Source organism: Caulobacter ginsengisoli, from assembly GCF_030814835.1.
In the GTDB taxonomy this organism is placed as follows: domain Bacteria; phylum Pseudomonadota; class Alphaproteobacteria; order Caulobacterales; family Caulobacteraceae; genus Caulobacter; species Caulobacter ginsengisoli.
Genome location: NZ_JAUSVS010000001.1, coordinates 554,222 through 568,169, shown reverse-complemented (window position 1 = coordinate 568,169; position 13,948 = coordinate 554,222). Strand labels below are relative to the sequence as shown.

Annotated in this window: 13 protein-coding genes, 1 tRNA gene and 1 pseudogene; 9 read left to right on the top strand and 6 right to left on the bottom strand. The window is 67.7% G+C overall.

Features of this window, described 5'->3' with window-relative positions; translation table 11 throughout:
• Positions 1 to 40: 40 nt before the first annotated feature.
• The 3 genes from QO010_RS02840 to QO010_RS02830 all read right to left on the bottom strand — a co-directional run bounded on the left by QO010_RS02840 (position 41) and on the right by QO010_RS02830 (position 3,221).
• Positions 41 to 1,576, bottom strand: coding sequence for a lysozyme (locus tag QO010_RS02840; protein ID WP_307345667.1), 1,536 nt, complete (start codon positions 1,574 to 1,576; stop codon positions 41 to 43).
• Positions 1,577 to 1,643: 67 nt separating this feature from the next.
• Positions 1,644 to 3,080: a magnesium transporter gene (gene mgtE, locus QO010_RS02835; protein WP_307345665.1), complete on the bottom strand. Its 1,437-nt coding sequence runs from the start codon at positions 3,078 to 3,080 to the stop codon at positions 1,644 to 1,646.
• A 56-nt stretch (positions 3,081 to 3,136) separates the two neighbouring features.
• Positions 3,137 to 3,221 (bottom strand) — tRNA-Leu (locus tag QO010_RS02830).
• Positions 3,222 to 3,447: 226 nt separating this feature from the next.
• On the opposite strand from QO010_RS02830, the gene QO010_RS02825 reads away from it, so the two are divergent.
• Positions 3,448 to 4,314: a hypothetical protein gene (locus tag QO010_RS02825; RefSeq protein WP_307345661.1), complete on the top strand. Its 867-nt coding sequence runs from the start codon at positions 3,448 to 3,450 to the stop codon at positions 4,312 to 4,314.
• Positions 4,315 to 4,316: 2 nt separating this feature from the next.
• Positions 4,317 to 5,336 (top strand): N-acetylmuramoyl-L-alanine amidase, encoded by a 1,020-nt coding sequence (locus tag QO010_RS02820; protein ID WP_307345657.1) that lies wholly within the window; start codon positions 4,317 to 4,319, stop codon positions 5,334 to 5,336.
• On the opposite strand, the gene msrB is transcribed toward QO010_RS02820, so the two are convergent.
• Positions 5,333 to 5,794: a peptide-methionine (R)-S-oxide reductase MsrB gene (gene msrB, locus QO010_RS02815; RefSeq protein WP_307345654.1), complete on the bottom strand. Its 462-nt coding sequence runs from the start codon at positions 5,792 to 5,794 to the stop codon at positions 5,333 to 5,335. The genes QO010_RS02820 and msrB overlap by 4 nt on opposite strands.
• A gap of 123 nt (positions 5,795 to 5,917) precedes the next feature.
• Here msrB and QO010_RS02810 point away from each other — a divergent pair.
• From QO010_RS02810 to QO010_RS02795, 4 genes and pseudogenes are all read left to right on the top strand, one after another.
• Positions 5,918 to 7,895 (top strand): annotated as a pseudogene (locus QO010_RS02810) (acetyl-CoA carboxylase biotin carboxylase subunit).
• 66 nt (positions 7,896 to 7,961) lie between these two features.
• The gene (locus tag QO010_RS02805; protein ID WP_307345651.1) at positions 7,962 to 8,360 is read left to right on the top strand and encodes a DUF805 domain-containing protein; all 399 of its coding nucleotides are present in this window, start codon (positions 7,962 to 7,964) and stop codon (positions 8,358 to 8,360) included.
• 55 nt (positions 8,361 to 8,415) lie between these two features.
• Positions 8,416 to 8,817 carry a DUF805 domain-containing protein gene (locus QO010_RS02800; protein WP_307345648.1) on the top strand — a complete coding sequence of 134 codons (402 nt, stop codon included), beginning with the start codon at positions 8,416 to 8,418 and terminating at the stop codon, positions 8,815 to 8,817.
• 23 nt (positions 8,818 to 8,840) lie between these two features.
• The gene (locus QO010_RS02795; RefSeq protein WP_307345646.1) at positions 8,841 to 9,197 is read left to right on the top strand and encodes a hypothetical protein; all 357 of its coding nucleotides are present in this window, start codon (positions 8,841 to 8,843) and stop codon (positions 9,195 to 9,197) included.
• Between the two features lie 3 nt (positions 9,198 to 9,200).
• On the opposite strand, the gene lipB is transcribed toward QO010_RS02795, so the two are convergent.
• Complete coding sequence (gene lipB, locus QO010_RS02790) at positions 9,201 to 9,923, bottom strand: lipoyl(octanoyl) transferase LipB (protein ID WP_307345643.1); 723 nt, start codon at positions 9,921 to 9,923, stop codon at positions 9,201 to 9,203.
• A 9-nt stretch (positions 9,924 to 9,932) separates the two neighbouring features.
• Here lipB and QO010_RS02785 point away from each other — a divergent pair, with 9 nt between their 5' ends.
• The 3 genes from QO010_RS02785 to QO010_RS02775 are packed head-to-tail and all read left to right on the top strand — an operon-like array spanning position 9,933 to position 12,214.
• A complete protein-coding gene (locus QO010_RS02785; RefSeq protein ID WP_307345642.1) occupies positions 9,933 to 10,226 on the top strand; it encodes a FliM/FliN family flagellar motor switch protein in 294 nt (97 codons plus the stop codon).
• A gap of 51 nt (positions 10,227 to 10,277) precedes the next feature.
• Positions 10,278 to 10,757, top strand: coding sequence for a hypothetical protein (locus QO010_RS02780; RefSeq protein ID WP_307345640.1), 480 nt, complete (start codon positions 10,278 to 10,280; stop codon positions 10,755 to 10,757).
• Positions 10,754 to 12,214 carry a Dyp-type peroxidase gene (locus tag QO010_RS02775; protein WP_307345637.1) on the top strand — a complete coding sequence of 487 codons (1,461 nt, stop codon included), beginning with the start codon at positions 10,754 to 10,756 and terminating at the stop codon, positions 12,212 to 12,214. Before QO010_RS02780 ends, QO010_RS02775 begins: the two co-directional genes overlap by 4 nt.
• A gap of 160 nt (positions 12,215 to 12,374) precedes the next feature.
• Here the strand turns inward: QO010_RS02775 and QO010_RS02770 are convergent, their stop codons facing one another.
• Positions 12,375 to 13,907, bottom strand: coding sequence for an acyl-CoA carboxylase subunit beta (locus QO010_RS02770; RefSeq protein ID WP_307345634.1), 1,533 nt, complete (start codon positions 13,905 to 13,907; stop codon positions 12,375 to 12,377).
• Between the last annotated feature and the right edge of the window lie 41 nt (positions 13,908 to 13,948).

Here is a 13,948-nt window from a genome sequence, read left to right as displayed (position 1 = left end):
TCACTAAACTCTACGCAACGCTACGCTTACTCCCGCCGGATCAGACTTGATCCTGCGGTTCCCCCTCTTCATCGCCGGTGGCGTTCAGCACACCCAGCGAGCGGAGCCACTGCCAGGAGCTGACGCCCCCGATCAGAATTCCCAGCACGGCGACGGAATAGCCGATGACCGGATCGTGGGTCTTCACGGCCCAGACCACGCCGCCGCCGAAGCCCAGGATGCCGACCAGCACCCCGCCCAGCCACGGCAGGCCGTTGATCCGGCCCGGCTGGACCTCGACGTCGTGGAATTCAGCGTCCAGCTCCAGGGCCATGGAAGCGCGTTCATCCTCCTGGACCAGGCGGCGGACATAGTCCTCGTTGACCAGCGGCCGCGACGGGGCCGCCTCGTACTCGGCGTCGAAGGATTGGTTGAACGACGGGCCAGAAAACGAGGGGAAAGGGGTCTCGAACAGGCCCGGCTCCGACTCGTTGGCGGCCACCGGCAGCGGGGCCGGCTCGGGGTCCAGCGCGGCTTCCGGCTCGACGATCTCCAGGTCTTCCGGCGGCGGGCTGAGCGCGAAGGCGCGCTCAGTGCCGACCACGGTCAGGGTCGGGGCGGCGCGCGGCGGCTCGGGCTGCGACTGCGGAGCCGACGGCGCGGTGTCCCCGGTCGGAATCGGCGGGAAATCCAGGCTGCTGGCCGGCGGCGGCGAGGGCGCGGCGGGCTCTTCCGGCATCAGTTCCGGCAGGCCGGGGAACGGCGCCAGCTCTTCCGGTTGCACCAGCTCACCGACCAGGGCGGCGACGTCCTGGGCCGCCGGCGCGGTTTCCACCGGCGCCCCGGCCAGGGGCTCGGGGTCCAGCGGCGTGCCGGGCACGACGAAGATGCGCGGAGCCTCGGCTTGAGGGGCTTCCGGAACCAGGGTCTGCAGCTGGCTCTCGACGCGGCTGGCGGCCGCTTCACTCAGGCTGGGGCTGACCGGCGCGGCCGGGGCCGCCACGGGCTCGTCCCGTTTTGCGACAGCCTTGTCGCCGGTCAGGTCGGTGGTGACCGCCGTCGGGGCCTGGCGCGGCACGGCGTTGACCGCGTCGTAGTCGACCTTGGGTTTGAGCACCGGCGAGGGGGCGGGAATCCAGCCGCCGGCCGGAGTGAGGAACAGGGTCTTCTCGGCCGAGCGGCGGCGGACCAGGGCGTCGATGACGATCCGCTCGCCCTCGAAGTCGGCCTTGCGCCACATCTCCATCGCGCACGCCGCTTGCAGGAGCGCGCCTTCATTGACCCGGCGAAGGGCGGACGAGCGGCGGAAATTCTCCACGCCGATGTTGAAGGCGAAGGCGCAGAGGGCGTCGAACTGATTCTGGGTGAGCGGGGTGTAGGTCCATTCGTTGACCGCGTGCGAGACGGCGATCATGTCGTAGAGCAGCAGGGCCTCGGCGTCGCTTTCCGACACCTCGGCGCCTTCCCGGGCCGTCAGGGTGTGGCCATAGCCGATCGTCCAGCGGCCATCGGCCAACTGGGCCGCCTTGCGGCGGTAACCCTCGAAGCGCTTGATCAGTTCGATCGCTGCGCGGGAGACCTGATGACGGGGTTTCATGCCCTACCTGACCCAGTTTGAAACAAACGCCGGAGCGCCTGCTCCAGGTTCGCAAGATAGGGGCCGGTTAAAGCAGGATCAGGGCGGCGAGACCCAGGAACGAAAAGAATCCTGTGAAATCCGTGACGAAGGTGACGAACACCGAACTGGACACCGCCGGGTCGCGGCCAAGCTTTTCCAGGGTCAGCGGAGCCAGGATGCCCGCCACCGAGGCGACGAAGATGTTGATGATCAGGGCCAGGGCGATGACCAGGCAGAGGGTCGCGTCCTTGAAGATCACCCAGACGGCGACCGCCATCACCGCTCCGACCGCCCCGCCGTTCAGCAGGCCCACGAACATCTCCCGCCCGACGATGCGGAAGGCGTTGGCGGCGTTCAGTTCGTTGTTGGCCAGGGCCCGCACGGCCACGGCCAGGGTCTGGGTGCCGGCGTTGCCGCCCAGCGAGGCGACGATGGGCATCAGCACGGCCAGCACGGCCAGCTTGGTGATCTCGGCCTGGAAGGCGCCGATGACGGTGACCGCCAGGGCCTCCGTGACCAGGTTGACCACCAGCCAGGGCAGGCGCGAGCGCACCACGTCGAAGACCCCGGCGTCGCGGCCGGCATCCGACACCCCGGCCAGGGCCAGCACGTCTTCGTCGGCCTCTTCCTGGATGACGCCCACGATGTCGTCGACGGTGATCTGGCCGACCAGCCGCCCGCCCGGATCGACGACGGGAGCGCTGATCAGGTGGTATTTGTCGAAGATGTAGGCGACCTCTTCCTGGTCCATGTCGACCGGGATTTCGCTGACCTCTTCCATGATCTCGGCCAGGCTGACCTCGCGCCGGGCCCGCAGCAGATGGCTGACCGGCACCGCGCCGACCGGCTTGTAGCCGGGGTCGACCACATAGATGTCGAAGAACAGCTCGGGGATGTCGTCGCCGGCGGTGCGGACATGGTCGATGGCCTGGCCGACCGTCCAGAACTGCGGCGCCGCCAGCACTTCCCGCTGCATCAGGCGGCCGGCGGTCTCGTCCTCATAGGCCAGGCTGGTCTCGATGGCGGCCCGGTCGGTCTCGTCCATGGCGGCCAGCACGGCGGCGCGCTTGTCGTCCTCCAGGTCGTCGACGAGGTCGGCGGCGTCGTCGCTGTCCAGTTCTTCGAGGGCCTTGGCCAACGTCGCCGGGTGCATGGCCTCGAGGATTTCCTCGCGCAGGCTGGTTTCCAGCTCCGACAGCACCTCGGCCAGGGCTTCGGGGTCCAGATGCGGGATGACCTGCTCGCGATAGTCGGCGGTCAGAAAGCCCATCAGGTCGGCGACGTCTTCCGAGCGCAGGGCGCTGACCAGCTCGCCCAGCCGCTCCGAATCGCCGCGGTCGGCGGCGTCGACCACCATTTCCACGTAGTCGGGATTGAGGGCGTAGTCGTCGCCAAGCGCCAGGTCCTCGAGGTCTTCGACCTCGGGAGCTGGGACTGGCTTTTTCAGGATATCCTCGGTCAGGTCGGCTGGTTCCCGGGTCATTGGGGCCTCCCTGTCTGAGTGTGAGCGTCGATCTGGCGCTAAGTTCCCTGATTCACTGGTGCGGTCGAGAAGACTCGAACTTCCACGGGTTGCCCCACAGCGACCTCAACGCTGCGCGTCTACCAATTCCGCCACGACCGCTCGTGGTGAGGCGCGGGGGGTAGCAAAATGAATGGGCGATGGGAAGGGCTCAGTAAATATAGAGACGGCCGGTGCGACGGCCATTCTCGGCGGCGGCGGATACGCCCGGCGATCGGGGGGTCCGTGATCCCGATCACGCCGCGGCCCGCGCCACTGGCCTAGGATGCGATCTCTGATAACGTCACCAAGGCATTTCAATCAGAGGACGCTGTCCGGGGAGGGCGTGATGGACAAGAAACGATACCAGAGGCGCGTGGCGACCTGCGGAGCGCTTGGGCTGGCGGTGCTGGCGGCGATAGTCTGGGTCAACTGGATGCGCTTCAATCCGAGCGGGCCCGAGATCGCCTGGGCCTGGATCAAGACCGTGGGCCTGGTCATGCTGTTCATGGCCTTGGCCAGCATCGCCATTCGCGGACGGCCCGCCGGGCTGTTCATCGATTCCCGCAACCGGGTCAGCCTGTCCCGGTTCCAGGCGGCCGGCTGGACGGTGATCGTCATCTCCGCGCTGGTCACCCTGGTCGCCGCCCTGATCCGCTTGGGCGTGAAGGACCCCCTGAACATCGACCTGCCCGCCGAGCTGCTGGCGGCGATGGGCATTTCGGCCGGCACCCTGGTGGCTTCGCCGGCCCTGCTGACCCTGAAGTCGCCGTCGGACGCCCCATCCGGGGATGCCGCCGGACAGGCCGCCGCCGACGATGTCGCCGCCGCCACGGGGCGCAGCGACGGCCAAGCGGTCGTCTCCGGTTCGATCGTGGGCTGGTCCAGCGCGTCCGACGCCCAATGGATGGACATGTTCCGCGGCGAACAGGTGGGCGATGCGGCCACGGCCGATCTCAGCAAGATCCAGCAGTTTCTGATCACCCTGCTGCTGCTGGGCGTCTACGCCGCGGCGCTATGGTCGTTCTTCTACGCGGGCCATCTTGGGCCCTTGCATGCGCCGGCCGCCGGCGAGCCCACCTTCACCGCCACCCTGCCGCCGCTGAGCGAGCGGTTCATCTGGCTGATGGGCATCAGCCACGTCGGCTATCTGGCGGCCAAGGCTCTGCCCTCCCCCGCCGCCACTCCGGCGGCCCCCACCGATGGAGCTGGATGAGCATGGTCACGATCACCGGATCGGCCGGGGCGGTCACCGCCCGCCTGAAACTCAACGTCCGGCGCGATGCGCCCTCCTCGGCCTCGCCCCGCACCCGCCAGATCGAAGCGGGCCAGCGCTTTGGGGTGATCGGCCAGGCCAACGGCCAGAACGTCCAGGGCGTCGCCCTCTGGTACGCCCTGGGCGGCAATGAGTTCGTCTGGGCCGGCGCCTGCGACAATTTCGTGGCCGGCCCCGACCCCGACGCCGACGCCGATGGCGATCGGCCCTCGCGCGCCGAGCTTGGCGACTATTCGCCGCCGAACTTCGAAACGGCGACCGGCATCCGTCACAAGGTGCAGGGCAAGCGTCCCAACGGGCTGGAAGGCATGATCGTGCACTTTGACGCCTACCGCATCCGGGCGGCCGGCAACGGCGCCGAGAACTCCGATTCCCGCTCGCTCGACACCCTCCGCGGCGGGCAGGACAACGGCTTCCACTATGGCATCATCAGCCGGACCGGCCGGGTCTGGCTGCCGGAGGGCTTCGACTGGGGTGACTGGGGCTATCACGCCGGGCCCAGCCTGTGCCCGGTGACCCAGCGCACGGGTGTCTCGCAATTCTATGTCGGCTTCGAGATGAACAACCCGGGCAAGCTGTTCGCGACGGCCGATCCGGGGGTGTTCTGTCCCTGGTTCAACGTGGTGGTCGACAAGGACAAGAACCCGGTCCTCGACAGCAAGGGCCGCGCGACCCGCCGCTCGGCCACGGACGAATGGTACACGTCCGACCAGGTCCGCCGGGCCTCGGGCGGCAATATCCACGACGGCTGGTATCTGCCCTACAGCCATGCCCAGCGTGAGACCCTGACCAACATCGCCCTCTACCTGGCCAAGCGCTTTTCGAGCTTCAGCCTCGACCGGGTGCTGGGCCATGACGAGGTGGCGCCGACTCGCAAGAACGATCCCGGCGGCGCCCTTGCCGATCCCGACCAGGTGATGACGATGGCCGAGTTCCGCGCCGACCTGAAAAGCCGGCTCTAGAGGTGGTCGCCCCGGCCCAGCGGGTCGGGCAGCGGCTCTTCCTCGCCGACGAACTGCAGCGACACCGAGTTGATGCAGTATCGCAGGCGGGTCGGCGGGGGGCCGTCCGGGAAGACGTGCCCCTGGTGGCTGTCGCAGCGGGCGCAGCGGGTTTCGATCCTCACCATGCCGTGGCTGACATCGCGGATGCCGACCACGTGGCTCTCGGCGTAGGGCTCATAGAAGCTGGGCCAGCCGGTGCCGCTTTCGAACTTGGTGCGCGAGCGGAACAGCGGCAGGCCGCACAGCCGGCAGCAGTAGACGCCCGGCCGCTTCTCGCCCAGCAGGCCGCCGCAGAACGGGGCCTCGGTGCCGTGGCGCAGCAGGACTTCGCGCTCTTCGGGGTTGAGATCGGCTTCCAGGCGGGCGCGTTCGGCCTCGCTGGGCGGGGTCAGGTCGAAATGGGCAGTGTCGGTCATGGTCTGCAATGTAGGTGGCCGCTCGCTGTTCGGGAAGCAACTGACGTGGCGTGACGTTGCAAACCCCTTCGGGGGCGTCTAACCGGACGGTGAGCTTTGCCACGCCAGGGGCCTGACGAGACGATGTTTTCGAAGATTCTGATCGCCAACCGCGGCGAGATCGCCGTCCGGGTCATCAAGACCTGCCGCCGCCTGGGGATCAAGACCGTCGTCGTCTACTCCGAAGCCGACGCCGACAGCCTGGCCGTGGAGATGGCCGACGAGACTGTCTTCATCGGCCCGCCCCCCCGCCAACCAGTCCTACCTGGACGCCGACAAGATCATCGCCGCCTGCAAGTCGACCGGCGCCGAGGCCGTCCATCCGGGCTTCGGCTTCCTCTCCGAAAAGGCCGAGTTCGCCCAGCGCTGCGCCGACGAGGGCATCGTCTTCATCGGCCCCAACCCCTGGGCCATCGAGGCCATGGGCGACAAGATCGAGTCCAAGAAGTTCGCCCAGAAGGCCGGTGTCTCCTGCGTCCCCGGCCATATCGGCGAGATCGACGACACCGCCCATGCCGTGAAGATCTCCGAGGAGATCGGCTATCCGGTGATGATCAAGGCGTCGGCCGGCGGCGGCGGCAAGGGCATCCGGGTCGCCTGGGACCGCAAGGACGTCGAGGAGGGCTTCCCGGCCGTCAAGGCCGAGGCCAAGGGCGCGTTCGGCGACGACCGCATCTTCATCGAGAAGTTCATCGTCAGCCCGCGCCATATCGAGATCCAGGTGCTGGGCGACAAGCACGGCAACGTCGTCCACCTGTTCGAGCGCGAATGCTCGATCCAGCGCCGCAACCAGAAGGTCATCGAGGAGGCCCCCTCCCCGCTGCTCGACGAGACGACCCGCGCGGCCATGGGCGCCCAGGCCGTGGCGCTCGCCAAGGCCGTGAACTACGACAGCGCCGGCACGGTCGAGTTCGTGGCCGGCCAGGACAAGAGCTTCTTCTTCCTGGAGATGAACACCCGCCTGCAGGTCGAGCATCCAGTGACCGAACTGATCACCGGCCTCGACCTGGTCGAGCAGATGATCCGTTCGGCCTGGGGCGAGAAGCTGGCCTTTTCCCAGGCCGATCTGAAGATCAACGGCTGGGCCATCGAGAGCCGCATCTACGCCGAGGATCCCTACCGCAAGTTCCTGCCCTCCATCGGCCGCCTCGTCCGCTACGAGCCGCCGGCCGAGGGCGATCATGAGGGCTACCGCGTCCGCAACGACACCGGGGTGCGGGAGGGCGACGAGATCTCGATGTTCTACGATCCGATGATCGCCAAGCTCTGCACCTGGTCGCCGACCCGGCTGGCGGCGGTGGACGGCATGGGCCGGGCGCTGGAGGACTTCCACATCGAGGGCCTTGGCCACAACGTGCCCTTCCTGGCGGCCGTGATGGACCAGGAGCGGTTCCGCACCGGGGCCCTGTCGACCAACTACATCAAGGACGAATTCCCCGACGGCTTCGAGAGCACGCCGCGCACGGCCTTCCAGCTGGACGCGATGACCGCGGCGGGCGTCGCCATGCACCGGATCATGACCCGCCGGGCCGCCGGCCTGTTGCGCGATGACTGGGTGGTGTTCGTCGGCACGGCCGAACGCCGGGTCGAGGCGCGCGACGCCGGCCAGGGCCTGAGCATCGACCTCACCGACGAAGCTCGCAGCCTGACCCTGACCGACATCGCCTGGCGCCCGGGCAAGGCCCAGTTCCGCGGTCGCCTGAATGGCACGGCCTTCACGGTGAATGTCGCCCCGGCGCCCGAAGGCTTCACCATCCGCCACCGCGCCTCGACCTCCAAGGTGCTGGTCCTGACCACCCGCTCGGCCGAGCTGCACCACAAGCTGCCGCCCAAGCCCAAGCCCGACACCTCCAAGACCATCATCTCGCCGATGCCCGGCCTGGTGGTGACCATGGATGTCGAGGTCGGCCAGACCGTGCGCGAGGGCGAGACGGTCTGCGTCATCGAGGCGATGAAGATGCAGAACATCATCCGCGCCGAGCGCGAGGGGGTGGTGAAGACCGTCAACGCCAAGGGCGGCGACAGCGTCGCGGCCGACGAGGTGCTGGTCGAGTTCGCCTAGCGCGTCGGCGACCGCATCCAATCCGAAAGTTCCGCGTTAACCCCACAGGCAATGTGGGGCGGGTCGATGACCTATACCGAACTCTTCAGTTTCGACGGACGGGTTGGCCGGCGGCGGTTCGTGCTGACCCAGCTTACCCTGTTCACCGTCGCCTATTTCTTCGCCTTCCTGTTCATCGTCGCCAGCGGGGCGGGCGATGAGCACATGACCGGGGTCACGCCGCCGATCATGATCGTGGTCGCCCTGACCTTCACGATGTTCGTCATCGCCCTGGCCTGGATTTCCCTGGCGACCACGGTCAAGCGCTGCCACGACCGCAATCTGTCGGGCTGGATGCTGCTGTTCGCCTTCCCGCCGATCCTGGGTCAGATCTGGCTGGTGATGAACCTGCTGGGCGGACCGGGCCTGGCGCCGGGACCGTTGGTCACGCCTGTGAGGCTTTCGCAAAGCCCCGCCCTCGCCTAAAACCGCTGCACGTCCCGCCGCTCGGCGCGCGGACGATTCGGAGACCGGCGCGGCCATGCAGGGCCAGATCAACTGGGCGGAACTGTTCTTCTCCTCGACCGGCAGGCTGTCGCGCACGCCCTTCGTCATCGCGGCGGCGGCGCTGATCGGCTCGGCGGCGCTCTATGAGCTGACCGTGCCCTCGATCCCGCACTGGCTGACCGGTTGGATCGTCTATCCGGTGCTGGTCTACAGCGGCGCCTGCCTGCTGTCGAAGCGCCTGCACGACCGCGGCCGTTCGGGCTGGCTGGCGGCGGTGGTGCTGCTGGCCCTGATCGCCGTCTGGCCGGTGCCGCACGACTATCGGGTGCTGTTCCTGCTGGTGGTGGTCTGGGCGGTAGTGGAGCTCGGCTTGCTCAGCGGCGAGCAGGGCGCCAATCGTTTCGGTCCCAATCCCGGCCGCACCGTCCAGGCTTAGCGTGAGTTGCGGAGAGTTTTGAGATGCGCCTTATCCCCCTGATCGCCGTCGGCCTGGCCCTGACCGCCACCGCCGCGATCGCCGCCCCTCCCCCACCCGAGGCCGCCGAAGGTCTGGCTGTGGTCAAGCAGCATCTGAAATCTCCCGACAAGACCATGTTCAGCAAGGTCAAGGTCGCGGCCAACGGCGATGTCTGCGGCAACGCCCATATGGGCGGCGGCGACGACGTGGCCTTCATGCTGACCAAGGCCACCGGCGCCCTGTGGGTCAACGAGGGACCGACCGAGCCCTATTCCTTCTTCACCTGGGATTCGGCCGTGACCCGCTCCAGCGAGCGGTCCGCCTACCAGGCCTGGAAGGCCTGCCAGAAAGGGCCATAGCCCTCAAATCGGCGGGGCGGCCGCCTCCGTCGTCCCGAACACCCGCTCGAACCCCGCCCGCAGCGCCGCGTCGGCCTCGTCCATGGTCACCGGCAGGCCCAGGTCGACCAGGCTGGTCACCCCATGCTCGGTGATGCCGCAGGGGACGATGCCGCTGAAATGCTCCAGGTCCGGCTCGACGTTCAGGCTGACGCCATGGAAGCTGACCCAGCGGCGTAGCTTGACCCCGATGGCGGCGATCTTGTCCTCGCGGAACCAGCCGGGGCCCTTGCGCTCGACCCAGACCCCGACCCGGCCAGGCTTGATCTCGCCCACGATATTGAAGGCCCCCAGAGCCTCGATCACCCAGGCCTCCAGCGCCGCCACGAAGGCCCGCACGTCGCGGCGGCGGCGGGTCAGGTCCAGCATGACATAGGCCACCCGCTGGCCCGGCCCGTGATAGGTATGCTGTCCGCCCCGCCCGGTTTCGAACACCGGAAAGCGGTCCGGGGCCAGCAGGTCGCCGGCCTTGGCCGAGACCCCTGCGGTGTAGAGCGGCGGGTGCTCCAGCAGCCAGACCAGCTCCCCTGCCCGTCCCTCGGCTATGGCGGCGGCGCGGGCCTCCATGGCGGCCACGGCGGCGGGATAGTCGACCAATCCGGCCGACACCGCCCAGCCTGCGGCATGGTCGTCATCACGACCGAATAGCGGCCCCGGGGCCTGAAGATTTAACGAGCGGTCAAGCATGTCGGCCCAATGTGGTCTCTCAGGCGCGTCGGCGCGAGGGGTGAGCGTTTCGTGAGCCAGGTCAATTCGGTCAATGTCGAGATTTCCGTCGTGCTCGGCCGCTCAACCCTGCCCATGCAGCAGCTGCTGCGCATGGGCCGCGGCGCGGTGATTCCGCTCGACGCCAAGACCACCGACGAAGTGTGGATCCTGGCCAACAACCACCCCGTCGCCCGTGGCGAAATCCAGATCAGCGATGACCGGATTTCCATCGCCGTGACGCGAGCGGCCGACGTCTACGACTTCATGGCCGGCGGCTCCTAGCCAACAGACCCACGACCTGTAATCCTTCCGGGATCGATCTCGGGGGTGATCATGCCGCAAAGACCCAACGGTCTGTCGCTCGTGCTCGAGCTGGTGAAGCCTGCAGACCAGGCCAAGGCCGCCACGGCCCTCGCCGCCGCCTTCAGCCCGCCATCGGATGGGGCCGTCAATATTCTCCACTATGCCTGGGTGGTCTTCCCCCCGGTCGGCGCCGACGGCAGGCAGACGGCGCTGCTCTCCACCGTCTATGACGAGTCCTTCGAGGACTATATCGGCGACCTGGTGAACGCCCTGCCCGATGGCTTCAACGCCGCCGCCGACCTCTTCGTCGGCATGGGCGAGCTCAAGCCGATCCAGAACAACATCCCCGCCTTCACCCAGTACCTGCTGGAGCGCGACCTGACCAAGGGCGGCACGAGCTATTTCGGGGCCTTCTTCCGGGCCTATCCCTACACGGTCGACCAGATCCAGGGCGCCATGCAGAAGCCGCCGCCGCCCTCGGCCGCCCAGCTCAAAAAGGCGCGCAAATGAGCGTCGTCCAGACCGACTGGCCGCTGGATCGCATCCAGGGCTTCATCCTGCGCGGCTATCGCCAGACCTTCGTGCGCTACTTCGCCCTGACGGTGAAGGACCGCGCCAAGGCCTGCCGCTTCCTGGCCGACCTCGCCCGGCCCGGGCCCGATGGGCCGGCCATCACCTCGGCAGCGCCCTGGACCGTCAAACCGGCCACCTGCCTCAATGTCGGCTTCACCTGGCGGGGTCTGAACGCGCTGGGCGTGCCCAAGCAGAGCCTGATGAGCTTTCAGCGCGACCTGAACTGCGCGCCGTTCGTGCACGGGGCCGCCGCCAGCGCCGCCAGGATCGGCGATGTCGGCCAGAGCGACCCCAGCCATTGGCGGATCGACGACCAGCATTTCGACGTGATGCTGGTCCTCTACGCCCTCACCGAACAGGCGCTCACCTCGGCGACGGCGGACCTGGCCGCCCGTTTCGCAGCCGGCTTTGGCAAGCTGGACATGAGCCGGGTCTTCGACAGCCAGGAACTGGAGAACGGCAAGGTCTATTTCGGCTACCAGGACGGCATCGCCCAGCCCACCATCGCCGGCAGCCCCTTCGCCCGCGAACCCGACGGCGGCCAGCGCCAGGCCGATCCGGGCGGCTTCCTGCTGGGGACGGCCCGGCCCGGGGGCGGGTTCGAGAGCCTCAGCGTGCCCTCGCCTCCAGCCCTGGGCCAATACGGGACCTATGCGGCGTTCCGCATCCTCAAGCAGGACGTCGACGGCTTCGAACGCCAGATCGAGGCCCTGGCCCCCGATTTCGGGGCGGCGTTCGGCATCACCAGGCCCGAAATCCAGAAGGCGTCGCTGAAGGCCAAGCTGCTGGGTCGCTGGCCCAACGGCACCCCGCTCGCCGTCTTCCCCGTCCAGGGCGACAAGCTGCCCCCTGACCTGCCGCCCCAGCGGCTCAACGATTTCAGCTACGACCCCTTCGGCCCCGGCGGCCAGCGCACGGCGCCCGACCGCGGCGAGGTCTGTCCGATGGGCGCCCACACCCGCCGCGGCAACCCGCGCAGCAGCCCCCATGTCAGCGGCTTTGCCCACATGCACCGCATCCTGCGCCGGGCCATCGCCTATCAGCTGCCCTACAACGCCGAAAACCGGAACACCGGCGAGCGCGGCCTGATGGGCCTCTTCGTCGGCGCCAGCCTGCGCCAGCAGTTCGAGTTCCTGATGGCGAACTGGCTGAACAGCCCCAGCGGCTTTGGCCCCACCTTCGACCTCGCCGACCCGATCATGGGGACCAACATCCCCGACGACCCGGTCCCGCCCGGCCAGCACACCGCGCCCTACGACCACAGCGCGCCCACCGGCCCGAAGGACCGCGACACCCGGTTCACGCTGAGCAGCTTCGTGCAGACCAAGGGCAGCGCCTACCTGTTCTTCCCGAGCATCGACGGGGTGGCCTGGATCGGGGCGTTGAAGGGCTAAGCCCCATCACCCACACCGCTCATCCCCGCGAAAGCGGGGACCCAGGTGTTTTTCGTTTCAGCCTTCCCGCTGCCGAGACCTGTCAGAACTACCTAGACAGAAAAAGCCTGGGTCCCCGCTTTCGCGGGGATGAGCGGAATTAGGTAGGCAGACCAAGCCGTTACAGCGGAATGTTGTCGTGCTTCTTCCAGGGGTTCGACAGCTGCTTGCCCTTCAGCGACTGCAGTCCCCGCACGATCCGCTTGCGCGTCCCATGCGGCATGATCACGTCGTCGATGTAGCCGCGTGACGCCGCCACGAAGGGGTTGGCAAAGCGTTCCTTGTACTCCGCTTCCCGGGCGCTGATCTTGTCAGGGTCGCCGATGTCGGCGCGGAAGATGATCTCCACCGCCCCCTTGGCGCCCATCACCGCGATCTCGGCGGTGGGCCAGGCATAGTTGAGGTCGCCGCGCAGGTGCTTGGAGCTCATCACGTCATAGGCGCCGCCATAGGCCTTGCGGGTGATGACGGTGATCTTCGGGACGGTGGCCTCGGCGTAGGCGAACAGTAGCTTGGCGCCGTGCTTGATCAGGCCGCCATACTCCTGCTTGGTCCCCGGCATGAAGCCCGGCACGTCGACCAGGGTGACGATGGGGATGTTGAAGGCGTCGCAGAAGCGGACGAACCGCGCGGCCTTGCGGCTGGAATCGATGTCCAGAACCCCGGCCAGCACCTGCGGCTGGTTGGCGACAATGCCCACCGGCTGGCCATCCATGCGGGCGAAGCCGCAGATGATGTTCTTGGCCCACTCGCTTGAGATTTCGAAGAAATCTGCCTCGTCCACGATCTTGAGGATCAGCTCCTTCATGTCGTAGGGTTTGTTGGCGTTGGCCGGGATCAGGGTGTCGAGCGAGGGCTCTTCTCGCAGGGCCTCGTCGAAGCTCTCGCGCACCGGCGGCTTCTCGCGGTTGCTGAGCGGCAGGAAGTCGATCAGCCGGCGGACCTGGGTCAGGGCCTCCAGGTCGTTCTCGAACGCCCCCTCGGCGACGCCGGACTTCGCGGCGTGGACGCGGGCCCCGCCCAGGTCCTCGTGGGTGACCGTCTCGTTGGTGACCGTTTTGACCACGTCCGGGCCGGTCACGTACATGTAGCTGGTGTCCTTCACCATGAAGATGAAGTCGGTCATGGCCGGGCTATAGACGTCGCCGCCGGCGCAGGGACCCATGATCACGCTGATCTGCGGCACCACGCCCGAGCTGAGCACGTTCTCGAGGAAAATGTCGGCATAGCCGGCCAGACTGTCGACCCCCTCCTGGATACGCGCGCCGCCGGCGTCGAACAGGCCGATGATCGGGGCGCCGACCTTGGCCGCCTGGCGCTGAACCTTGACGATCTTCTGGGCGTGGGTGGCGCTAAGAGAGCCGCCGAACACGGTGAAATCCTTGGAGAAAACATAGACGACGCGGCCGTTGATGGTGCCCCAGCCGGTGACCACGCCGTCGCCGGCGATGCGCTGGTCTTCCATGCCGAAGTCGTGGCTGCGGTGCTCGACGAACATGTCGAACTCTTCGAAGGACCCTTCGTCCAGCAGCAGGTCGACCCGCTCGCGGGCGGTCAGCTTGCCCTTGGCGTGCTGACTCTGGATCCGCCGCTCGCCGCCGCCGGCCCGGGCCTGTTCGCGGCGCCGGTCGAGTTCTTCAAGGATGTGCTGCACTTCGCTTACCCCGTTGGCCTGCCAGCAGGGGTTAAAGCCCT

What these genes read in the sequence shown, in the direction of transcription:
- mgtE (WP_307345665.1), bottom strand. Translation starts at nt 3,080, where the DNA reads ATGACCCGGGAACCAGCCGACCTGACCGAGGATATCCTGAAAAAGCCA.
- lipB (WP_307345643.1), bottom strand. Translation starts at nt 9,923, where the DNA reads ATGCTTGACCGCTCGTTAAATCTTCAGGCCCCGGGGCCGCTATTCGGT.
- QO010_RS02795 (WP_307345646.1), top strand. Translation starts at nt 8,841, where the DNA reads ATGCGCCTTATCCCCCTGATCGCCGTCGGCCTGGCCCTGACCGCCACC.
- QO010_RS02775 (WP_307345637.1), top strand. Translation starts at nt 10,754, where the DNA reads ATGAGCGTCGTCCAGACCGACTGGCCGCTGGATCGCATCCAGGGCTTC.
- QO010_RS02825 (WP_307345661.1), top strand. Translation starts at nt 3,448, where the DNA reads ATGGACAAGAAACGATACCAGAGGCGCGTGGCGACCTGCGGAGCGCTT.
- QO010_RS02820 (WP_307345657.1), top strand. Translation starts at nt 4,317, where the DNA reads ATGGTCACGATCACCGGATCGGCCGGGGCGGTCACCGCCCGCCTGAAA.
- QO010_RS02840 (WP_307345667.1), bottom strand. Translation starts at nt 1,576, where the DNA reads ATGAAACCCCGTCATCAGGTCTCCCGCGCAGCGATCGAACTGATCAAG.
- QO010_RS02800 (WP_307345648.1), top strand. Translation starts at nt 8,416, where the DNA reads ATGCAGGGCCAGATCAACTGGGCGGAACTGTTCTTCTCCTCGACCGGC.
- QO010_RS02785 (WP_307345642.1), top strand. Translation starts at nt 9,933, where the DNA reads ATGTGGTCTCTCAGGCGCGTCGGCGCGAGGGGTGAGCGTTTCGTGAGC.
- QO010_RS02780 (WP_307345640.1), top strand. Translation starts at nt 10,278, where the DNA reads ATGCCGCAAAGACCCAACGGTCTGTCGCTCGTGCTCGAGCTGGTGAAG.
- msrB (WP_307345654.1), bottom strand. Translation starts at nt 5,794, where the DNA reads ATGACCGACACTGCCCATTTCGACCTGACCCCGCCCAGCGAGGCCGAA.
- QO010_RS02805 (WP_307345651.1), top strand. Translation starts at nt 7,962, where the DNA reads ATGACCTATACCGAACTCTTCAGTTTCGACGGACGGGTTGGCCGGCGG.